The sequence below is a fragment of the Bartonella sp. WD12.1 genome, from assembly GCF_002022415.1.
Classification (GTDB): Bacteria; Pseudomonadota; Alphaproteobacteria; order Rhizobiales; family Rhizobiaceae; genus Bartonella.
In genome coordinates this window covers 1,150,001-1,171,341 of the sequence record NZ_MUBG01000001.1, presented here as the reverse complement: position 1 = coordinate 1,171,341, position 21,341 = coordinate 1,150,001, and the positions used below count along the sequence as shown (strand labels likewise).

The following is a 21,341-nucleotide window of genomic DNA, read 5'->3' as shown; positions in this document are numbered from 1 at the left end:
AAAGCCTTATAGAGTTTACTGTAATAAAATAAAATCTAAGAAAATATCATACCATTTTAATGCACAATATGTTGCAAACTTGTAGCTATAATGTTATTATAAGCGAAGGGAGGAAGATATATGAAAAAACTTATTTTTTCTTTTTTAATATTTCTGTTTTAGCTAATGACCTTAATAACGTAGTGTACAGATCGAGCAGATACGAGGAGTCCTAAAGAAATAAAAAAGCTAAAGGATTTTATCCTTGGGGTATAGATGGATCTAGACCATTCAAACCTCCATCAGATATAAATTTATGGGAACATGTAACAAATAGCACATGGTGGTTATGTATCCACGACAACTTCTCAAGATGTTGCAGTTGATTTGCTTTACTTACATGGTTGGACATCACCAAGTTATGTCTATCATATAAGAGCGGCACCTAATTTTATTGATGTTAATGCTATGTTGAGACAATATTCCCCACATCCAGAGCAATCCGAATTAGCTGCACTAGGTGGTATTCGTTGGGGACAAGAAGTTGTTGGTGAATTTGTTCGTAACCCGGACTACAATCATGCACTATATGGAAACTTTCCAATATCAGACCCTCAACCACAACTAGCAGGTTTTCCTTATTATCATGAAGCATGGCATTTTGAACCATGGGTTGCTCATGCCACTTGTGAATTAAAATCAACATGTTCATCGAATAAATCAGAACAGCAATTTGGAGCAGATTGGTTTTGGAAAAGTTACCATACTGTAATAGCGAGGGCGATGGTTGTTCTTGATTAAAAGCTATTAATATAGAAATAAAAAAGGTGTTATTTTTAAAGTTAAATAAAAAACAGAGAGAATAAAATAAAATACATTAAATTTAGCTAAATCAAAATATTAATAAAGTATACTTTGTATTATGCATAGTAATCTTGAACTATTTTAGAGGAGATAATAATAGTAAAGAATCTCTACATAGAGTAATAGCTAATTATAATAAATAAACTACGAGTAAATAAAATATACTTGAAATAATATTAAATTCAATTTAAAATAATAGCCATTTTATTTACGAAATGAATTAAATAAAATATCTTGTTGTGTACGAAGATGTACAATGTATTGGTCTTCGAAGAGGTGAGTATTGTGTCGTGTAATGATTTCATTCTTTTTAATATCAGACACAACTGTTGCTTTTTCTAAAAGGCCACAAGGAATAGCTTTGTGTGTGCGTGCTTCTGAAGCACTCATCGTCCAAGCACGATAGCTATATAAGCCGATCGAGTCTAATTGATCACCAGGATGGAGATCTTTTTTTGCAACAGCACAAACTTCTGCCACTGGGTAATTAAGTGGTGTCATATCTGCTTTACCATACAGTACTGCACGTGCGCAGGTAAGTGGAACCTCCATCGAAGTTAAGTGATACGGGCGATAAAAGGTGAAATATGGCCCTTCACCGACTTTTAAATCTTCCATACGTTCACGTAAACGTGGATGTGCTATTTCAGCTATTACAAAAACACCAGGAGATACTCCTTGACCTGTTGAATAGTCTACAACGCCGTACCCATCCAAAATACCACCATCTTTTTTGGGAATAAGTACTTTATTTAAGTCTTCAAGTGATGCTTGTGAACCATGCATCCCAGGACAATCTGGAAGAAGACCTGTGGCGTTAGCAATGGCGGCCATTTCAACCATCGTTTTAGAACCATCAATAAATTCAACTAACATGCGAACATTCATATTCCGTCGCAAAGCTTCTTCTTCATATAAATCTGGTGTAGCATCAAAAATGAGTGGATTATTTTTTCCTTTACCAGCTGCAACAATTTTATGCCCAAGAGCTGAAACAAATTCGATAAGTTCCATACAAGAAGAAGGTTCGTCACCAGCACCAAGCGTATAAATTAAACCGCGTTTATCTGCTTCATGTTTAAGATAAGCACCAATTGTAACATCTGCTTCAACATTCATCATAACAAGGTGCTTATTATTTTCAAGCGCTTTAAGACCAACTTTAGCACCTGTTTCAGGATGACCTGTTGCATCAACAACAATATCAATTTGTTCATTGCACAAAACAAGATCCAGATCATCTGTAACAGCAATTAGACCTTTTTCAATAGCTTGAGTTAAAGCTGTAGCATTTTCAACTTCACACACATGACCTTCTTCACCATATGCTAAAACAGCAGCATCAAAAACACGTAACGGTGTTCGGGTAGCAACAGCTGCAATTGTTATACCATCCATATGTACAACACTTGACAACAAATCTGTTCCCATTTCACCACAACCAATAAGCCCAATACGAATAGGTTGATAATTTTCTGCACGTTGCTTCAAATCATATGCTAAACCTGTCAATCTTACGTTACTTGCCATTATTTTTTCCATCTGAAAAAGGAAGATTGTTTATTCGCAGAATACATTTGTCTGTAAAATATTTCATCTTTTATAATTGATGCTCTAATCAATGGGTTTTATAAAAGCAAGGGAGAATATATAAGCTTTTTGTCAAATAAAATAGGAATGACATTATGCAGCGAACAATAGCGATACAAGATATAAAAAATTTCATTGGAAAAGAAATTGGCTTATCACAATGGCGCTTAGTTACACAAGATATGATTAACCAATTTGCATCTGCAACAGATGATTATCAGTGGATTCACGTAGATGCAGAAAAAGCAAAAAAAACACCTTTCGGTGGTACTATTGCTCACGGTTTTCTAACATTATCGCTATTATCTACACTGGCTTATGAAGCACTACCAAAATTAGAAGGTGCAACAATGGGAATTAACTATGGCTTTGATAAAGTACGCTTCGTAAACCCTGTAAAAACAGGTGCACAAATACGTGCCCGTTTTATTTTAGATAACGCAAAAATTCGCCCCTCTGGTAGAGTCGTCTTGCATTACAACACTACAATAGAAATCAATAAATTAAAAAATCCAGCTCTTATCGCACATTGGCTTATTATTGCTATGATCGAAGAGAAAGAAATAAACTCTTTAGTTTCTTAATGCTTAGTTCTATCAAATTTCTGTGCAACTCGATTACCAAACCATTGAACAAAAATATTGAGAATAATCAAAAAGATAATAACTATTGTCATAATAGAAGTATTATAACGCTGATAACCGTAGCGGATAGCCATATCGCCCAACCCACCACCACCAAGATATCCAGCAAGTGAAGTGGAGCCGATAAGAGAAATCATCATAACCGTAAACCCAGTAATTAAACTAGGAAGCGCTTCTGGAATAAGTACATATCTAACAATTTGAAAACGGCTAGCTCCCATAGAACGAACAGCTTCAACCAAACTATATTCAACTGTTTTGAAAGATAATTCTGCTATACGAGCATAAAAAGGAATAGCTGAAATAGTAAGAACAAAAATTACAGAAAAAGTTCCAACACCACTTCCTACAACAATACGCGTAACAGGAAGAAGATAAAAAGCAAGAATTATAAAAGGAATAGCACGCACACTATCAACAATAATACTTAAAGGACGATTAATAAGACGTGATGAAAAAAGACTTCCATGCGCAGTTGTATAAAGCAACAAACCAAGTGGAAGACCTACAATAAGTGCCATAAAAGAAGCACTAATTGTCATAAATAATGTATCAAAAACAGCACCAGGAAGTTCATGAAAAAGAACATTAAACATAACCTAAAACCTCACAATATCGCCCTTTTTTTGTCAACCATCTAACTGCTTTTTCCAAAGCCACTTTATTTTGACTTGGAAGACCTAAAAAAAGGCGACCTATACTTTCACCCTGAACTGTGTCAATACCACCATGTAAAATACGTGCTCTTAATCCTACTTCATCTTCGAGGAGACTTAAAAAAGGTTGCTGAGCAATTTCACCAGCAATATTAATTTCAATGACGGCCTCCTGACCCACTGATTTAAGTTTTTGCGCCAATTCTTTAGGAAGTTGTGGCGTTACAAGTTTCAACATAGCAATCGTTGTATCTTCTTGCGGTGATGTAAAAATATCTTTTACACATCCTTCCTCAACAATACGCCCTTGATTCAACACAACAACACGATGCGCAATAGCACGAACAACTTCCATTTCATGCGTAATAAGTACAATAGTTAAATTGAGACGATTATTAATATCAGCAAGAAGCTCCAAAATAGATTGCGTTGTTTCAGGATCAAGTGCAGAAGTTGCTTCATCCGATAATAATATTTTGGGGTTAGCTGCTAAAGAACGTGCAATTCCAACACGTTGTTTTTGCCCACCTGAAAGTTCTGCAGGATAATGATACTCTTTTCCAGATAATCCTACCAACTCAATAAGCTCAAAAGCGCGTTGATAACGTTGTTTTTTATTTATACCTGCTAATTTAAGAGGTAACGCGATATTATCAATAACTTTTTGTGAAGATAAAAGGTTGAAATGTTGAAAAATCATCCCAATACGTTGACGATAGGGTGCCCATTCTGTTTCTGATAGATTTGAAACGTTAACACCTTCAAAAAAAATACACCCTTCATTAATTTGTTCTAAGCCATTTAAACAGCGCATAAGTGTAGATTTTCCTGCACCACTACGCCCGATAATTCCAAGAATTTCACCAGCATGAATATCAAGAGATAAGTTATCAATTGCTGGAGTAGACACCGCGCTGGAAAAATAGCGACTAATATTTTTTAAAGAAATAAGAGCAGAGGTTTCCATTCGTAATTACCAAGATGTTTGAATAGCTGCACCAAAAACCTCTTTAAGTTTCGCACGTACAGGTTCGCTATTATAAGCAGCTACTAATTTTTTAACCCATAGTTCATCTTTATCAATAGTGCGCACAACAATGACATTATTATAAGGATTATTTTCTACTTTTTCCCACGCAATAACATCTTCTTGTAAGTCTAACCCAGTAATTACAGCCCAATTTGTATTTACAATCGCAATATCAAAATCATTGATTGCTCGTCCTAGGATACCAGCATCCAATTCACGAATCTTCAAATTTCTAGGGTTTTCAATAATATCAAATGGAGATGAAAGAACATTCTGAGGATTTTTTAACTTAATGAAACCTAAAGAATCAAGAAGAAGCAAAGCTCTCCCACCATTTGATGGATCATTAGGGATACCAACACTTGCTCCGTCACGTAGATCTTTTATATCTTTAATTTTGCGTGAATAAACACCAATTGGAGAGATAAATGTGTAACCAGCAACCGAAAGTTTATAACCACGCTGCATAATTTGATTATTCAAATAAGGTGTATGTTGAAAAGCGTTCGCATCAATATCTCCTGCATTAACAGCATCATTAGGCAAAGCGTAGTCAGAAAAATAAATAAGTTCAACATCTAGACCAGCTTTTTTAGCTTGCTCGATAGCAACCTTCCAAATAGTTGCTTCCTCTCCTTCCATAACGCCAAGCTTAATTTTTGACTTATCTGCTGTCATAGCAAAAGGAATATGGGAAAAAAATGCGGAAAGAAAAAGAGATACTCCGACTAAAATATACCAAGACAATTTATTCAATGTCATATGTGTTTATCTTTCTTCTACTTTTCAAGATTTTCTAAGGGAAAGTTCAATATACTCAATATTTTTAGGAAGGAAATTAAAGAGTATAAAAGCTTAATAGAATATTCAATCATTTTTATTGAAAAGATAATGTTATTTTTTATTATGAATACCTGTTATTCCAATAAATATGTCTTTTAGGTATTTCAATTTTAAATTTAATCAAAAAACTCTGCTAATTTTTAAAAAATTCACTTTACAGCACACAACATTTTTTTTGCCTTATATTACTGTTTTTGTTTAAACTACTGCTTTAGGTTTGATCAAATCATTAGAGACAAGCAACTCAGCAATTTGAATTGCATTCAATGCTGCTCCTTTTCTCAAATTATCAGCAACAACCCAAAAAGTTAAACCATTTTCAACAGTAATATCTTCACGAACACGACTAATAAAAACATCATTTTCACCAGTGCACTCGTAAGGAGTGATATAACCACCATCTTCACATTTATCAATAAGTTGGCAACTTGGTGCATCGCGTAAAATGGTTCGTGCTTCATCAGCACTCAACGCTTTTTCAAATTCAACATTAACGGCCTCAGCATGGCTAATAAAAACAGGAACCCGAACAGCAGTAGCTGTTAATTTGATCCTAGGATCAAGAATCTTTTTTGTTTCAGCCATTACTTTCCATTCCTCTTTAGTATAACCATCTTCCATAAAAACATCGATGTGGGGAATGATGTTAAAAGCAATGCGTTTGGTGAATTTTTTCAATGAAATTGGATCGGCAACAAAAACTGCTCTTGATTGTTCGAATAATTCATCCATCCCCGCTTTACCAGCTCCAGAAACTGATTGATAAGTGGAAACAACAACGCGCTTAATAATTGCTGCGTCATGAAGAGGTTTTAAAGCCACAACAAGTTGAATTGTTGAACAATTAGGATTAGCAATAATATTATGTTTAGAAAAACCGCCTATAGCATTTGCATTAACTTCAGGTACAATTAAAGGAACATCAGGATTATAACGCCAAGTGGACGAATTATCGATTACCACACAACCGGCTGCACCAATTTTGGGAGCATATTCTTTAGAAACGCTTCCTCCAGCAGACATAAGGCATAAGTCTGTATCAGAAAAATCATATGTATCAAGTGCTTTTACTTTTAAAGTTTTATCACCATAAGAAACACTTTGCCCTAATGAACGCCGTGAAGCTAAAGGAACTATTTCACTGGCAGGGAAACCTCTCTCTTCCAAAATTGCCAACATTTCACGACCAACATTTCCGGTTGCACCAACAACTGCGACTTTGAAATTCATTTTTCTACACTCCTATCCTTTCCCCATTGTACAAAACTAACATATTATCAACCTCTTTTTTTGTACTGTAACCAGGAAAAGATAAGTTAGTTAGAGGCATAAAATAATCGTTACGTTATTCTTAAGCTCAATTCAGTAGTGATTCTAATTGATCAGCTATGCATATGTTTATCGTGATCATAACACTATAACAGCTTCACTTTGTAAGCTACCGTTTCTTTTAAATTCCAGACTGAATTCTAACATCTCTATATAATAATGGTATAGTTGAACAAAAATATAATCTGACTTTAATTAAAACATTTCTCTTGTAAAAAAATACATAAAAGTTGGCTAAGGAAGAATCTATACAGATATTAAATTGATCTACAAATGACTTCTTAACAAAAAAGTTATTTATTTTTCATTTGGTTGTAAAGAACGAGCTTCTGAAGCAAGCATAATAGGAACACCATCACGAATAGGATAAGCCAGTTTTGCTTTAAGTGAAATCAACTCTTGTGTTTTTCGGTTTAAAGAAAGTGTTCCTCCTGTAATTGGACAAACAAGCAATTCAAGCATTTTGGGATCAGTAATCATTTTTTTCATATTTTCAGATCCATTAATTTAAACGATGATATGTTCCTTTTTCTTTCATCAGTGAACGCTCAGTTAAAGCAAGAAGAGTTTGAGCACGGCTTGCAATATCTGGCGCTTCCAACAAAGCTTGTTTTTCTGCAGGTGCAAAAGGTATAAGAATTGAGAGAGTATTCACTAATACGGACGTAGGCGTTTGCATAATACTATTCCAATGATGTTCCATTTCATGAATAGTTAGATAATGTTCAACAGTGCTTAATAAATTTTCTCGGTTAATGTCTTCTGAAACATCAGATTCTTGCAGATCTTTTGTATTTGATCGAATAACAGCAACCCTATAAGATTTCGTGTTTATCAATTCTTGTTCCAAAGTGAAACGGCAAATTCCCTGGAGTATAATGAAGAGTCGCCCATTACCTGTTTCATTGTAATTTGTAATACGACCTATACATCCTATTTTATAAAGTTGTTTAGATAAGCTATCTATATCCGATGAAAGTGGTTGAATCATCCCTACTAGGCGATTGGATGCCATAACGTCTTCAACCATTTCCAGAGTACTTGGTTCAAAAATATTAAGTGACAAAAAACCACCAGGTAACAACAATGCACCTTCTAAGGGAAAAAGAGCAATCTGCTTTGGCAAATCATTTTCACAATTATAATAGATATTGCCAGCTTTCATGGGTATTTGTGACCTTTATCTGATATAGTTTTATGCCAAAGTAACCACAGTTTATAATATCATTTGGTTATAAGAAAGACTATATTTGTAAATTAACTTATCTCTATAAAATACTTTATTATCAAAGACTGCAACTTTGTATCCTTTCATCTACAAGAGAAAATATAGAAATAACACTATAAGACACTTTTAGATAGAGCTTTGCAACTTATTCAAATTACTCAAAAAATACTCACTACTAGATATTATCAAGCCTTGTCACTATGATTGGATTATTACTAAATAATATAATGTTTCTTTAAAATTTTAAATTGTCTTTTTTGTTTATAATCCGTGTACTTTGTTGTGCTATATTTTAACTCAGTAAAATTATTAAACAAGAATCCACATAATTTCCTTTTAAATAGCCTATGTATATCAAAAAACTTAAAATTTAGGGAATACTAATCAATTTGCTAATGACAGTATGAAGAAGATAGAATATAAATAACAATATGTCAGAAAAAGCGTTATCACTACTTTCATTTTTATACGTAAGGAAGCAAAACGCAAATTTTCACACCTGTCCACTAAAGGGGAAATAGTTTATAATTTTAAAAACCATAAGAAGCCGTAAAAAGCTGATTTAAAAAGTGGCTGGGTTCATGCCAACAGTTTAAGCATTTCTAGCAAATGCCTTAAGGCTTATGACATACAAGAATAGAAGTTACCATATTATGTAGTGATGGTGCGACTTTGGAGAAATTATGAATACACTATCGCAAAAACCTGAAACATCTTCTTTTAAAAATCTTCCCTTACATGAATTACACGAAAAAGCAGGAGCAAAATTTGGTCCTTTTGCTGGTTGGATGATGCCTTTAACTTATCCTCTAGGAGTTTTAAAAGAACATCTTCATACCCGTGCTCATGCTGGCCTTTTTGATATTTCTCATATGAAATTAATCGTTGTCGAAGGTCCACAATCAGCTGAATTTTTATCCTACGCCCTTCCTGTAGATGCTGCACTTTTAAAAGAGCGCCAATCACGGTATAACTATTTACTTAATGAACAGGCCGGTATCCTCGATGACCTTATTCTTACCCGTTTAGGGAATCACCGTTTTATACTGGTAGTTAATGCAGGTAATGCACAAGCTGATCTTACTGAACTTAAAAAACGTGCTACTAACTTTGATTGTCATGTGAGCGCACTTGAGAGAGTACTTCTTGCTCTTCAAGGGCCACAAGCTGCATCTGTTATAGCTGATGCGGGGTTGCCTGGTAATGAACTGTTATTTATGCAAGGATTTGAACCATGTGAAAATTGGTTTGTAACACGTTCTGGCTATACAGGGGAGGACGGTTTTGAAATTGCGTTGCCAGAAGATCAAGCCCACGAACTAGCAGAAAAATTGCTCAGTGATTGTCGTGTTGAATGGATTGGTCTTGCAGCGCGTGATAGTCTTCGGTTGGAAGCGGGGTTGTGTCTACATGGCAATGATATTACATCTGATATCACCCCCATTGAAGCTGCATTGACATGGGCTGTTTCTAAAAATGTTCGTGAAAAAGCTGAGTTTTATGGAGCTAAAGCTTTTCTTGAAGCATATGAAAAGGGGCCATCACGTTGTCGTGTTGGTCTAAAACCACAAACGCGCCAACCTGTACGCGCGGGTGCGGTTCTTCTAGATGATAAGGGTAACCAGATTGGAGTAGTAACATCGGGGAGTTTTGGTCCTTCTTTTGACGGTCCAGTAGCAATGGGCTATGTCCCTGTTGATTGGAAGGCTGAAGGAACAGAAGTATTTACTGAATTGCGTGGTAAAAAGATTGCGCTGTCTGTTCATTTACTCCCTTTTATTAAGCAACGTTATTTTAAAGGGTAATATTCTATGTCTAAGATTTATTTTACACAAGATCATGAATGGATCAGCATTAAAGGAAAAGTAGCTACTGTTGGGATCACTCATCATGCTCAAGAACAGTTAGGTGATTTGGTTTTTGTTGATTTGCCACAAAGTGGCACACAATTGTCCAAGGGAGATTCTGCTGCTGTTGTGGAATCGGTTAAAGCAGCTTCAGATGTTTATGCACCTATCGATGGCGAAGTTGTCGAAATTAATGAGGCATTGGCAGATAACCCTGCGTTGGTAAATCAAAAGGCCGAAGAAGAAGGCTGGTTATGGAAAATGACGCTACAAGATGAAGCACAACTTGATGGATTGCTAGACGAAAATGCTTATAAGGCGTTGATTGGATGAGTGCTATGCAAGAACGTCGTTTTTTTTCTCGGCATATTGGGATTCGACCTGGTGAAACACAGGAAATGCTAGATGTTTTAGCTCTTGATTCAATTGAAACATTGATCTCTCAAGCTATACCTCAGTCTATTCATTTAGAACGTCCACTTAATTTGCCGCAAGCGGCAAGTGAAAAACAGGCTTTAGAAGAGCTATCCAAAATGATGGAGCGTAATCGTTTGCGCAAAAATTTCATTGGCCAGGGTTATTATGGAACATGTGTGCCATCTGTTATTTTACGCAATCTTTTTGAAAATCCAGCTTGGTATACTGCTTATACACCTTATCAAGCAGAGATTAGCCAAGGCCGTTTAGAATTATTATTTTATTTTCAAACATTGATCAGTGAATTGACAGGTTTACCTGTTGCTGCTGCTTCACTTTTAGATGAAGCAACAGCTTTAGCTGAAGCCAATGCAGTAGCTTTTCGCTTTTCTCGTGAAAAGAAGACAAAAATTTTGATTCAAAGTTTATTGCATCCTCAGACTTTGAGTGTCATTCAAACGCGTGCTGAAACGCAGGGTATTCAAATAAATACACATAGTGAAATTTGTGCAGATACAGCGGCTATTGTTTTGTCATGGCCGGATACAAAAGGTTGCTTTAATGATTACAGTGAAGTCATTAAAGAAGCAAAAGAAAAAGGAGCGCTGGTAATTGTTGTTGCTGATCCTTTGGCGCTCACTATTATGGAGTCGCCAGCAAAATGGGGTGCAGATATTGTTGTTGGCTCTATGCAACGTTATGGTGTTCCAATGGGTTTTGGTGGTCCTCATGCGGGCTATCTTGCTGTGAGTTCTGCTTTAACGCGCTTGATTCCAGGGCGTATTGTTGGTCAATCAGTCGATACGAAAGGACGTGTCGGTTTTCGTTTGGCATTGCAAACCCGTGAACAACATATTCGACGTGATAAAGCTACATCAAATATATGTACAGCACAGGCTTTGTTGGCTAATATGGCTGTAGCTTATGCTGTTTGGCACGGACCACAAGGTTTACAGGCGATTGCTAAGAGGATTCACCATTTAACATGTCGTTTTGCTAGTGGTTTAGAGGCAGCAGGTATACGTTGTGAAAATCGACACTTTTTTGATTGTGTTAGTATTTTTGTTGAGGGGAAAGCTCAAGAAATTGCGACTCGAGCAAAAGAGAAGGGGTATCTTATTCGTGTTATTGACAATGATAGGGTTGCAATCAATTTTGATGAATTATCAACAGAAGAAGATGCCTGTGCTTTAGCGCAGCTTTTTGGGGCACAACTAGCAGACAAATCTGATTCAAAGCTTTTGGGCAAAGAACGTGATGCTGCTTTTCTTTCACAACCATTTTTTAGTGCGATTCATTCAGAAACAGATATGATGCGTTTTTTACGCCGCTTATCAGATAAAGACTTAGCACTAGATCGAGCAATGATTCCACTTGGTTCTTGTACAATGAAGCTTAATGCAGCGGCTGAATTAATACCTGTGAGCTGGCCTGTGGTTGCTAATATACATCCTTTTGCTCCTCAAGGAGACGAAGAGGGTTATCGAGAAATGATCAGTCAGCTAAATACATGGTTGTGTGAAATTACAGGGTTTGCTCAAGTTTCTTTTCAGCCAAATTCTGGTGCTCAGGGCGAATATGCCGGGCTTTTGGCTATTCGTCGATATCATCAATCTCGTGGTGATCATCAACGTAATGTTTGTCTTGTTCCCGCATCTGCACATGGTACCAACCCAGCTTCAGCTCATATGGCCGGTATGAAAGTTGTTGTGGTTCAATGTTTAAATGATGGCGATGTCGATATTAATGATCTTAAAGCCAAAGCACAATTGCATAAAGACTGTTTGGCAGCTTTAATGATCACTTATCCTTCAACGCATGGTGTTTATGAGGAAAGCATTAAAGACATTTGCGCTATTATCCATGAAAATGGTGGGCAAGTTTATTTTGATGGGGCCAATTTAAATGCGCTTGTAGGTCTTGCACGTCCAGCAGATATGGGAGCGGATGTTTGCCACATGAATCTTCATAAAACATTTGCCATTCCTCATGGTGGTGGTGGTCCTGGTGTTGGGCCGATTGGTGTAAAAGAGCATTTAAGGCCATTTTTACCTGGTCATGAACAGCATAAGACAACACATGCAGTTTCTGCGGCTCCTTATGGCAGTGCTTCTATTCTTGTTATTACGTGGATGTATATTCGAATGATGGGAGCAGATGGTTTGAAGTATGCAACACAAACAGCAATACTAAATGCCAATTATATTGCTGCACGTCTTTCAAAGGCTTATTCTATTCTTTATCGTGGTAAGTATGGTCATGTTGCTCATGAATGTATTGTTGATACACGTTTATTGAAGGAACAATATGGAGTTAGTGTTGATGACATTGCAAAACGTTTAATAGACTATGGATTTCACGCGCCAACTATGTCATTTCCAGTTCACGGAACTTTGATGATTGAACCAACAGAATCAGAGCCAAAAGCAGAAATTGATCGTCTTTGTGATGCTTTATTATCCATCGCTGAGGAGGCTAAGAAAGTCGGTGAAGGTGTTTGGCCAAAAGAAGATAATCCATTAGTAAATGCACCGCATACATTGGCAGATACTTTGGATGATCATTGGAAAAGGACTTATTCACGACAAGAAGCTGCTTTTCCTAACCGTCATGTTGATCCAGCTAGTAAATATTGGCCACCTGTGTCACGTATTGATAATGTTGCCGGCGATAGAGCATTAATCTGTTCTTGCCCGCCACCATTAACGGATTAAATATCATAAAAATCCACTCATTTTGTGTGGATTTTTAAAATTATTTATTAATAACGAATGCTATCAAATTTTAGTGTGTTAAAATTAGTTTTCAGCTTATGTCATTGACTTATGAATTGGCTGTTTTTTCTTTTTAAGATACAAATGTTTGTAAATTCTCACAGATTAAGTTGAGAATTTACTGCTAATTTTATTGAATAAAAGAAGAGAAGAAAAATTCAAATACAAGTTAAATCCCCCTGTTCATTCAATACATATTTGACGCTAAAAATCTGATTAGCTTTCTTATGAATTAATTTAATTTGATTCTTGTAGAGATAGAGAATGAATATATCCTTGTCTTTCCTAAAGATGCTATGTTGAGGGTTACACCAATGAGACTGCTTTTCTAAAACGCTAATTTTAAAAATTGATTTTATTAGTAGTTTTTCGATAGCTTAAATATAAATACGTTTACAGCGAGCACCAAGAGAAGAAAGAATTTCGTGAGGAACGGTATTTGCATCTATAGAAACATCTTCAATTGTTTGATGTTCTCCGATAAGCTCTACCCAGTCACCTCTTTTAGGTTTATCGTGTTCAAGGTCGGTTGCATCAACAATGATAGAATCCATAGAGATTCGTCCAACAATGGGAAGTTTGTATCCTTTGAAATAAACAGAACCTTTGTTAGAAAGATTACGTAGCCATCCATCAGCATAGCCGATAGAAATAGTTGTAAGAACACTTGGCCGGCGGGTAATAAAACTTCCCCCATAGCCAATTGGCACACCTTCTTCAACAGAGCGACTTTGAATAACTTGAGCTTCAAGTTTTAAAACAGGTTTGATGGGTACTGTGTGTTTTCTATGGAAATTAATTCCATAAAGTGCAATGCCTGGACGCACGAGATCAAAATAAAAATCTGGACCAAGTAAAATTCCCCCAGAATTAGCAAGCGAAACTTTACACGTAGGTAATTGTGCAAGCATTGTTTTTATGGTGGTTAATTGTGTATAATTAGATGAATGTGCGAAATCATCTCCATTGGAAAGATGGCTTATAATATATTTTATATCTGCTATTTCAAACAGGGTAGGGCATTTGATAAGTTGTTGTAATTCTTTTTGATCAAGACCTAACCGATTCATATTGGTATCAATTTGAACGATTGCTGGGAATTTTTTACCCTTTTTTTGACAAAGTATTTGCCAACTTTCAATTTCGTGCCAAGAATTAAGAACAGGAACAATACCAGCTTGAGCTACAAATTCTTCTGCAGTAGGTGGAAGCCCATTAAGAAGGGCAAGAGTAACATCAGGTGGTAAAATAGTTTTTAATTGAAGTGCTTCTTTAATTTGAGCAACAAAAAAAGTACGACAACCAGCTTGATAAAGTGCAGGAGCAACTTTTTCAGCACCTATCCCATAAGCGTTAGCTTTTACGACAGCTGAACATTCTGTAGGAGCAACATGTTGAGATAAAGCTGTGTAATTGGCAACAATGGCACCAATGTCAATAGTTAATACAGCTGTATAGGGAAGCGGTATTTTTGTTTCATAATCAACGGATTTATTCATTGTAAAATCTTATCTGTATAATAAATCTGTGTCAGTAATAAATGTGTCAGTAATAAACACGAGGTTTTTTGAGTTGTTGCTTGTATAAACTTGTACAGAGAATTCAACTATTGTTTTTATTTTTGAAGTCATACCGGATTGTATATAATAGAAACAGTCTTTTGAAATAAAATGTTTAGCTTTGATATACTCAATGAAAATATTATTCCCGATCTGTGCTGTGGGATCACGTAACTCACACCATAATTAACAAAAGCAGGTTATTTGTTGCTTAAATGCATGTTTTAGAAACAAAGGATATTTCCTATAATTATATGAACTTATAGAAAAAGTAGCAAGCATTCTCAAGTATTATGAGGTATGTGTGTTGCTTATGGTGAATATTTAGATTGCTTTTGAAAGAAGAGGTAGAAATTTTTGTTTTAAGGTTTAAAGCTGTCAGTTTTAAAATTAAATTTTAATAACAAAATCATGTTTGTTACTAGTTGTGTGTTAACGCTAGCAATATAATATAACTGAACTGATTCATTATAAGAGTTATCTGGTGTGACAGATATCTGTTTCAGATGTTTTTATTTAATTGGTTTAAGTCCTAAAAGTATTATTTTAACACTATATGTTTAGAAAGATATTGGTAGATAGTTGTGCAACCATTATACCATTTTACAAAATTTAAAATTAAATATTCAATAAGGATATAAGGAACAATTTTATGAGTGTATGTACCACCAATGTTCAATCAAACATCAGTAGTGTTGCACCAAACTTTCCGATTCCTGATAATGTATTTGCGCTCACCGTTCAGGAGGTTTGCCATTATACAGATCATTTGTTTAAATTTCGTCTGAACCGGCCAGAAACTTTTCGTTTTCGCTCAGGCGAATTTGTTATGATTGGTTTACCGAATGCAGAAAAGCCAATTTATCGTGCATATTCAATCGCTAGTCCATTTTGGGATGAACAGTTAGAATTTTTTTCTATCAAAGTTCCAGGAGGGCCATTGACCGAACATCTTCAAAAAATCAAAATTGGTGATACGGTTTTAATGCGTAAAAAATCTACGGGAACATTGGTTCTTGATGCTCTTATTCCTGGAAAGCGTCTTTATCTCCTTTCAACAGGTACAGGTGTTGCTCCTTTTGCAAGTCTTATTCGTGATCCTGAAACTTATGAAAAATTTTCTCAAGTTGTGCTTGTTCAAACAACACGTGAGAAAAATGAGTTAGCGTATGCAAAAGATCTTGTTGCATCTTTGTACCAAGATCCGTTGATTGGTGAGTATGCACAGCAGTTAAAATTTTATCCTATGACTACTCGTGAACCTTCAAAATATATGGGGCGCATTACTAATGTAATGGAGAGTGGTGTTTTTTTTGAAATGGCTGGCTTGCCCAAAATTAATTCTGATGAAGACCGTGTAATGATTTGTGGTTCAATGGCAATGCTGAAGGACTGTGCAGCAATGTGTGAATCTTTCGGGCTTATTGAGGGTGCAAATAATGCACCGGCCACATATGTTGTGGAACGTGCTTTTGTAGGGTAGAAAAAAGCTGTATCTTGCTATGCGTTACGAAAACAGCACTTGAAATCATATGAACAACAATGTCAGAGTTTATTTTTGGATAAAAAGTGAAAGGCATTCTATTTTGGATGCAAGATAATTTTTTCTATACAATAATATGATAAGTATAGTTTAATTTAAGCATAATATACAGAAGTAAAATATATAAAAAGTAATATGAATAAGTCTTGAAATTGAGTGAAACGCGGGTTATTGCAAGAATATGGAAAAGAATTTTAAAGTTGCTGCTCTTTATTGTTTTGCAGATTTGGAACATTATCATCAATTACAAAAACCCTTGCGGGATTTATGTCAGGCAAATGGCATCAAAGGTACTTTGCTTTTAGCAAAAGAGGGTATTAATGGAACAGTTGCTGGTTCTTGTGCTGCAATTGAAGCACTAGTCAATTTTATTACTGCACAGCCTGCTTTGCAGGAGCCAGAACTTAAATATTCATGGGCATCAAAGATGCCTTTTCATCGTATGAAAGTGCGATTAAAAAAAGAAATTGTTACAATGGGGGTAGAGGGTGTTAATCCGTTAGAAATTGTTGGCACTTATGTAGAGCCTGAAGATTGGAATGCCCTGATACAAGATGAAGAAACGATTTTAATTGATACACGCAATGATTATGAATATGCATTGGGTAGTTTTCAAGGAGCAATTGATCCTCGTATTAAAACGTTTCGTGAATTTCCTGAATGGATAGCTAAGCATGAAGGTGATTTGAAAAAGAAAAAGAAAATCGCCATGTTTTGCACAGGTGGTATACGGTGTGAAAAATCAACAGCTTATGTGCGTGGGCTTGGTTATGATCAAGTTTATCACTTAAAAGGTGGTATTTTACGCTATTTAGAAACAATGCCGAAAGAAAAAAGCCTGTGGTGGGGTGAATGCTTTGTTTTTGATGAACGTGTTTCTGTGAGTCACGGTCTTGAAGAGTGTGGGCGCGAATTATGCCGGGCTTGTCGTTACCCTCTTAATGCTGAAAGCAAGTTATCACCTCATTATGAAGAGGGTGTGTCGTGTGATGCTTGTTATAATACACGCAGCGATGCTGATAGACAGCGTTTTCGAGAACGTCATAAACAGTTCCAGTTATTAAAATCACGTGCAATACATTCCTATCAAGAACGATGATGATCGCTGTTTTGAATATTCAAAGCTTTTGTTTTTTCTTCTATTTTAAAAGAAGGGCATTTTGAATAAAGGTTATTGGTTAGCCTATTATTGCATGCATAGAAGATAGGAATATAAGCTGGTTTACGTTTTTGAATAAAGTGTGTTTTTGGCTATCATTTTTTATCTAAAAGTAAAAAAAATGATTGAAATAAATAAAAATTAGTCTTATACGCAACATTGCCCAAAGTCGCACGTGCCTGTGGGTGTCCGCTGGTTCTCAAATGGTGGGATTAACCGGTACGGTACCTGGAACTAACCGCTCCAGTCATTCTTACGGCCATCGAAAGAATGAGGACATCTTGAAGCAACGACGGTGCGGGCCTTTCTGGTGTCTTCCAGCTATTTAAAAAGCTGGGATAACTATAGAGGCACACCTCATTGCCTTCAGTGCGGAAGTTTTTGTGCAACTCCAATCAAAAAGGCAGACAAAATAGAACAATGCGGTTTTCGCGCTGTTCCTTCGTTGCATACAATGCTGATTTATCCTAATTATCTGAATAATAGGGATAAAAATGGTGGTTTGTGTGTATTTTGTCCTTTGGTTTAAAGGGAGACTTTTGCCTTCCTTAAGGAGAATTGCAAATGGCAACGCAACGTATTCGCGATTTTCTTTCAACACATCATCCAAAAGGTCCATGCTTGATTGTTGACCTTGATGTTGTCCGTGAGAATTATTTAAATTTTGAAAAAGCTCTTCCTCAATCGCGTATTTTCTACGCGATTAAAGCAAATCCAGCACCTGAAATTTTGAGTTTGCTTACTTCTTTAGGATCATCTTTTGATGCTGCTTCTGTAGCAGAAATTAAAATGGCTTTAGAGGCAGGAGCAACAGCTGAGCGTATTTCTTTTGGCAATACTATTAAAAAAGAACGTGATATTGCTTATGCTCATACTCTTGGCATTTCGCTCTATGCGGTTGATTGTGTTGAAGAAGTGGAAAAGATTGCTCGTGCTGCACCAGGAGCTCGCGTTTTTTGCCGAATTCTTACCAATGGTGAAGGGGCAGAGTGGCCATTATCACGCAAATTTGGTTGTGTTCCCGATATGGCGGTTGATGTACTGCGCCGGGCACACCAATTAGGCTTGCAAGCATATGGTGTGTCTTTTCATGTGGGATCTCAGCAGACGCATTTAAACGCTTGGGATCATGCTTTATCGGATGTAGCTTTAATTTTTGAGCGTTTAGAAAAAGAAGGTATTCAGTTGCAATTGGTTAATATGGGGGGAGGTTTTCCAGCACGTTATTTGAAAGAGGTTCCTACAACTCAAGTTTATGGTATAGCGATTTTTGATTCATTAAAAAAACATTTTGGTAATCGTATTCCTGAAACGATTATTGAGCCAGGGCGTGCAATAGTGGGCAATGCTGGTGTTATTCGTACAGAGGTTGTGTTGATATCCAAAAAGGCAGATAGTGATAATATTCGCTGGGTTTATCTTGACGTGGGGAAATTTAATGGCCTTGCTGAAACTATGGATGAAGCTATTCGCTATCCGATTGAAACAATTCATGATGATAAGGCAATGGAGCCTTGTATTTTGGCGGGGCCAACATGCGATTCAGCAGATGTCATGTATGAAAAAACACCCTATCTTCTTCCTTTATCTCTAACCATTGGTGATGAATTGTTAATTCACGGGACTGGCGCTTACACCACAACTTATGCATCTGTTGCATTTAATGGTTTTGAGCCTTTACGATCCTATGTAATCTAAGCTTTTTTATAAATGTATAATATTACTTTATAAAGCACACCATTAAAATGGCGAAGGAATAAGATTGTGCTATTTAGTAATCAGAATACAAAGTTTTTCTTACACTTTACAATGTAAATCAGTGGTTTGGAGAAATATTAGTAGATAATGATGTCTTTTTGAGGAAGATGGTGCAAAAGGTTAAAATACTAAAAAGAATAGTCATTATAAAAAAGATATCACTAAAAGCCATGGTTTGTGCTTGTATGAGAACCATATTAAAAAGTTGGAGCAAAGAAAGACCATGGGGGTCAAAAGTAGCAGAGCTAAACTGCATGGTGAGATTTGAAAGCATTTCTGTTGCTTGAATATTTCCATGCTGAATAGTTTCAGCTGTTCGTCCATAATGAAGGTCAGTACGTTGCGTCATAAGAGTGCTGATAATAGCAAGCCCCACTGCACCACCAAGATTTCGTGTTAGATTGAAGAGACCAGAGGCATTTTTCATTCGTTCTGGTGGTAATGATCCAAAGGCAATATTATTAATAGGAACCATACACAACATAACCGAAATACCGCGAAAAATTTGCGGCCAAAAGAGTTCCCAGAAGTCCCAATCATCTGTGATAGAGGTAGCCAACCAGGTTCCCCATGCAAAGCTTGCAAGTCCTATAGCAATCATAAGACGTGCGTCCATTCGTGCAGAAAGGAATCCCGCAAAAGGAGCGGTCAAAAACATAGCTAGACCTGAAATAAAAACTGCATTTCCAATCATAAGGGCATCATAGTGACGGATTTGACTTAAATAGACAGGATAAAGATAGGTAAGGCCATAAAGACCTATCCCAAGCGTAAAAGAAAACATTGCTGCGATCGAGAAATTGCGATCAGAAAAAGCAGTAAGGTCAACAATTGGTTCTTTTACAGTAAAAGCACGCCAGAAAAATACGCCAGCAGATAAGAGCATAATAATAAAAAAATTAAAAATCAAATTATCATTAAACCAGTCATGACGTGCACCTTCTTCTAGAACATATTCTAAAGACCCTAAAAAGATTGCCATAGAGATAAGACCCCACCAGTCAAATTTAGCGAATAAGGACAAATCAGCTTTGTCAAAGTCAATTAATTTCCAAGCTATAATTGAGATGATGATTCCAAAAGGCACATTAATAAGAAAAAGCCAATGCCACGATAAGGTATGACTGAGATAACCACCTACTGTGGGGCCAATGGTGGGTGCTAATGTTGCTACTAGTCCCACAATAGGCGAAATAATTGGAAGTTTAGAGGGAGGAAAAATTGTATAAGAAGCAACAAAAACACTGGGAATGATACCACCACCAATAAAGCCTTGGAGTACTCGATAAAATATCATTTGTTCAATGGATGTTGCTGTGGCACAAAGAATAGATGAGATAGTAAATCCGACAGTTGATAGACTGAATAAAATACGTGTTGAAAGTAAACGCCCTAAAAAGCCGGAAAGAGGTAACATAATAACTTCTGCTATAAGATAGGAAGTTTGAATCCATGAAATTTCATCAGGACTGGCTGATAAACCAGCTTGAATTTCAGCCAAAGATGAAGAAACAATTTGAATATCTAAAATAGCCATGAACATACCAAAAGTCATAGCGATGAAGGCTATGATTTTACGCATTTCTATACGCTCTTGAGAGGAAATAGGCGTAGATGTTGGTTCTTTCATGACGAGATCATTGATTTTGTTATAAAGAATTTTTACCTTGAGGCCTTGTACGTGTATCGATTTTTACTAAAACACTCATGCCTGCTCGGATACGCCCACTTTTTAATGCATCGTCGGGGATGGAAATGCGCACTGGAATACGTTGGGTAATTTTAGTAAAATTACCTGTGGCATTTTGTGGTGGTAATAGAGAAAAAATAGCTCCCGTTGCAGGTGAAATAGAAAGGACTTTGCCTTTAAAAACCTCATTTTTAAAAGCATCAACAGAAATATAAGCAGTTTGCCCACTGTAAATGTTCTTCAACTGTGTTTCTTTATAATTTGCTTCAATATATAATGTATGGATAGGTACTAAAGCAGCAAGGCGTTGACCGTTGACAACAAAATCACCTGTTTTTGCTGTTAAATTTCCAATAACTCCATTAAATGGAGCACGCAAAATAGTTGAATCAAGATCACGTTTTGCTTTATCGCGCATGAGTTCAAGACTT

18 protein-coding genes (1 of these 18 cut by a window edge) are annotated in these 21,341 nt (G+C 36.2%); 8 read left to right on the top strand and 10 right to left on the bottom strand.

Annotated elements, in window-relative coordinates:
* Window positions 1-366 precede the first annotated feature (366 nt).
* Window positions 367-780 (top strand): enterotoxin A family protein, encoded by a 414-nt coding sequence (locus BWD121_RS05205; RefSeq protein ID WP_240536696.1) that lies wholly within the window; start codon window positions 367-369, stop codon window positions 778-780.
* A 267-nt stretch (window positions 781-1,047) separates the two neighbouring features.
* On the opposite strand, the gene BWD121_RS05200 is transcribed toward BWD121_RS05205, so the two are convergent.
* Window positions 1,048-2,373, bottom strand: a complete 1,326-nt coding sequence (locus BWD121_RS05200) for a homoserine dehydrogenase (RefSeq protein ID WP_078663662.1) — start codon at window positions 2,371-2,373, stop codon at window positions 1,048-1,050.
* 155 nt (window positions 2,374-2,528) lie between these two features.
* Between BWD121_RS05200 and BWD121_RS05195 the strand changes: the two genes are divergently transcribed.
* Window positions 2,529-3,017, top strand: coding sequence for a MaoC family dehydratase (locus tag BWD121_RS05195; RefSeq protein WP_078663661.1), 489 nt, complete (start codon window positions 2,529-2,531; stop codon window positions 3,015-3,017).
* Here the strand turns inward: BWD121_RS05195 and BWD121_RS05190 are convergent.
* From BWD121_RS05190 to BWD121_RS05165, 6 genes are all read right to left on the bottom strand, one after another.
* The gene (locus BWD121_RS05190; protein WP_078663660.1) at window positions 3,014-3,673 is read right to left on the bottom strand and encodes a methionine ABC transporter permease; all 660 of its coding nucleotides are present in this window, start codon (window positions 3,671-3,673) and stop codon (window positions 3,014-3,016) included. The genes BWD121_RS05195 and BWD121_RS05190 overlap by 4 nt on opposite strands.
* Window positions 3,666-4,700, bottom strand: a complete 1,035-nt coding sequence (locus BWD121_RS05185) for a methionine ABC transporter ATP-binding protein (RefSeq protein WP_078663659.1) — start codon at window positions 4,698-4,700, stop codon at window positions 3,666-3,668. Before BWD121_RS05185 ends, BWD121_RS05190 begins: the two co-directional genes overlap by 8 nt.
* Before the next feature lie 6 nt (window positions 4,701-4,706).
* Complete coding sequence (locus BWD121_RS05180) at window positions 4,707-5,525, bottom strand: MetQ/NlpA family ABC transporter substrate-binding protein (protein ID WP_078663658.1); 819 nt, start codon at window positions 5,523-5,525, stop codon at window positions 4,707-4,709.
* A 279-nt stretch (window positions 5,526-5,804) separates the two neighbouring features.
* On the bottom strand, window positions 5,805-6,836 hold the full coding sequence (locus BWD121_RS05175) for an aspartate-semialdehyde dehydrogenase (protein ID WP_078663657.1): 1,032 nt from the start codon (window positions 6,834-6,836) through the stop codon (window positions 5,805-5,807).
* A 396-nt stretch (window positions 6,837-7,232) separates the two neighbouring features.
* Complete coding sequence (locus BWD121_RS05170; protein ID WP_078663656.1) at window positions 7,233-7,424, bottom strand: Trm112 family protein; 192 nt, start codon at window positions 7,422-7,424, stop codon at window positions 7,233-7,235.
* Between the two features lie 13 nt (window positions 7,425-7,437).
* Entirely contained in the window at window positions 7,438-8,100 is a 663-nt protein-coding gene (locus tag BWD121_RS05165) for an LON peptidase substrate-binding domain-containing protein (protein ID WP_078663655.1), read from the bottom strand.
* Window positions 8,101-8,846: 746 nt separating this feature from the next.
* Between BWD121_RS05165 and gcvT the strand changes: the two genes are divergently transcribed.
* From gcvT to gcvP, 3 genes are read left to right on the top strand one after another with little or no spacing between them, the layout of a single operon-like run.
* The gene (gcvT, locus tag BWD121_RS05160) at window positions 8,847-9,968 is read left to right on the top strand and encodes a glycine cleavage system aminomethyltransferase GcvT (RefSeq protein ID WP_078663654.1); all 1,122 of its coding nucleotides are present in this window, start codon (window positions 8,847-8,849) and stop codon (window positions 9,966-9,968) included.
* Window positions 9,969-9,974: 6 nt separating this feature from the next.
* Window positions 9,975-10,343 (top strand): glycine cleavage system protein GcvH, encoded by a 369-nt coding sequence (gene gcvH / locus BWD121_RS05155; RefSeq protein WP_078663653.1) that lies wholly within the window; start codon window positions 9,975-9,977, stop codon window positions 10,341-10,343.
* A 5-nt stretch (window positions 10,344-10,348) separates the two neighbouring features.
* Window positions 10,349-13,141 (top strand): aminomethyl-transferring glycine dehydrogenase, encoded by a 2,793-nt coding sequence (gcvP, locus tag BWD121_RS05150; protein WP_078664078.1) that lies wholly within the window; start codon window positions 10,349-10,351, stop codon window positions 13,139-13,141.
* 437 nt (window positions 13,142-13,578) lie between these two features.
* Here the strand turns inward: gcvP and alr are convergent, their stop codons facing one another.
* Complete coding sequence (gene alr / locus BWD121_RS05145; protein ID WP_078663652.1) at window positions 13,579-14,700, bottom strand: alanine racemase; 1,122 nt, start codon at window positions 14,698-14,700, stop codon at window positions 13,579-13,581.
* 712 nt (window positions 14,701-15,412) lie between these two features.
* Between alr and BWD121_RS05140 the strand changes: the two genes are divergently transcribed.
* The 3 genes from BWD121_RS05140 to BWD121_RS05130 all read left to right on the top strand — a co-directional run bounded on the left by BWD121_RS05140 (window position 15,413) and on the right by BWD121_RS05130 (window position 19,160).
* Complete coding sequence (locus BWD121_RS05140) at window positions 15,413-16,243, top strand: ferredoxin--NADP reductase (RefSeq protein WP_078663651.1); 831 nt, start codon at window positions 15,413-15,415, stop codon at window positions 16,241-16,243.
* Between the two features lie 241 nt (window positions 16,244-16,484).
* Complete coding sequence (locus BWD121_RS05135) at window positions 16,485-17,402, top strand: rhodanese-related sulfurtransferase (protein WP_078663650.1); 918 nt, start codon at window positions 16,485-16,487, stop codon at window positions 17,400-17,402.
* 624 nt (window positions 17,403-18,026) lie between these two features.
* Window positions 18,027-19,160, top strand: a complete 1,134-nt coding sequence (locus BWD121_RS05130; protein WP_078663649.1) for a type III PLP-dependent enzyme — start codon at window positions 18,027-18,029, stop codon at window positions 19,158-19,160.
* A gap of 118 nt (window positions 19,161-19,278) precedes the next feature.
* On the opposite strand, the gene BWD121_RS05125 is transcribed toward BWD121_RS05130, so the two are convergent.
* The gene (locus BWD121_RS05125) at window positions 19,279-20,850 is read right to left on the bottom strand and encodes a DHA2 family efflux MFS transporter permease subunit (RefSeq protein WP_078663648.1); all 1,572 of its coding nucleotides are present in this window, start codon (window positions 20,848-20,850) and stop codon (window positions 19,279-19,281) included.
* A 19-nt stretch (window positions 20,851-20,869) separates the two neighbouring features.
* A protein-coding gene (locus tag BWD121_RS05120) for an HlyD family secretion protein (RefSeq protein ID WP_078664077.1) crosses the window boundary here: on the bottom strand, window positions 20,870-21,341 show its 3' portion. 626 nt of this gene lie beyond the right edge of the window; the window shows 472 of its 1,098 coding nt (coding positions 627-1,098); its start codon lies off the right edge, out of view — the gene reads right to left on this strand; its stop codon occupies window positions 20,870-20,872.

Bases quoted from the DNA above. Each gene is read 5' to 3' on its own strand.
- BWD121_RS05200 (WP_078663662.1), bottom strand. From the start codon at position 2,373: ATGGCAAGTAACGTAAGATTGACAGGTTTAGCATATGATTTGAAGCAA.
- BWD121_RS05165 (WP_078663655.1), bottom strand. From the start codon at position 8,100: ATGAAAGCTGGCAATATCTATTATAATTGTGAAAATGATTTGCCAAAG.
- gcvH (WP_078663653.1), top strand. From the start codon at position 9,975: ATGTCTAAGATTTATTTTACACAAGATCATGAATGGATCAGCATTAAA.
- BWD121_RS05185 (WP_078663659.1), bottom strand. From the start codon at position 4,700: ATGGAAACCTCTGCTCTTATTTCTTTAAAAAATATTAGTCGCTATTTT.
- alr (WP_078663652.1), bottom strand. From the start codon at position 14,700: ATGAATAAATCCGTTGATTATGAAACAAAAATACCGCTTCCCTATACA.
- BWD121_RS05180 (WP_078663658.1), bottom strand. From the start codon at position 5,525: ATGACATTGAATAAATTGTCTTGGTATATTTTAGTCGGAGTATCTCTT.
- gcvP (WP_078664078.1), top strand. From the start codon at position 10,349: ATGCAAGAACGTCGTTTTTTTTCTCGGCATATTGGGATTCGACCTGGT.
- BWD121_RS05135 (WP_078663650.1), top strand. From the start codon at position 16,485: ATGGAAAAGAATTTTAAAGTTGCTGCTCTTTATTGTTTTGCAGATTTG.
- BWD121_RS05195 (WP_078663661.1), top strand. From the start codon at position 2,529: ATGCAGCGAACAATAGCGATACAAGATATAAAAAATTTCATTGGAAAA.
- BWD121_RS05170 (WP_078663656.1), bottom strand. From the start codon at position 7,424: ATGAAAAAAATGATTACTGATCCCAAAATGCTTGAATTGCTTGTTTGT.
- BWD121_RS05175 (WP_078663657.1), bottom strand. From the start codon at position 6,836: ATGAATTTCAAAGTCGCAGTTGTTGGTGCAACCGGAAATGTTGGTCGT.
- BWD121_RS05125 (WP_078663648.1), bottom strand. From the start codon at position 20,850: ATGAAAGAACCAACATCTACGCCTATTTCCTCTCAAGAGCGTATAGAA.
- BWD121_RS05190 (WP_078663660.1), bottom strand. From the start codon at position 3,673: ATGTTTAATGTTCTTTTTCATGAACTTCCTGGTGCTGTTTTTGATACA.
- gcvT (WP_078663654.1), top strand. From the start codon at position 8,847: ATGAATACACTATCGCAAAAACCTGAAACATCTTCTTTTAAAAATCTT.
- BWD121_RS05140 (WP_078663651.1), top strand. From the start codon at position 15,413: ATGAGTGTATGTACCACCAATGTTCAATCAAACATCAGTAGTGTTGCA.
- BWD121_RS05130 (WP_078663649.1), top strand. From the start codon at position 18,027: ATGGCAACGCAACGTATTCGCGATTTTCTTTCAACACATCATCCAAAA.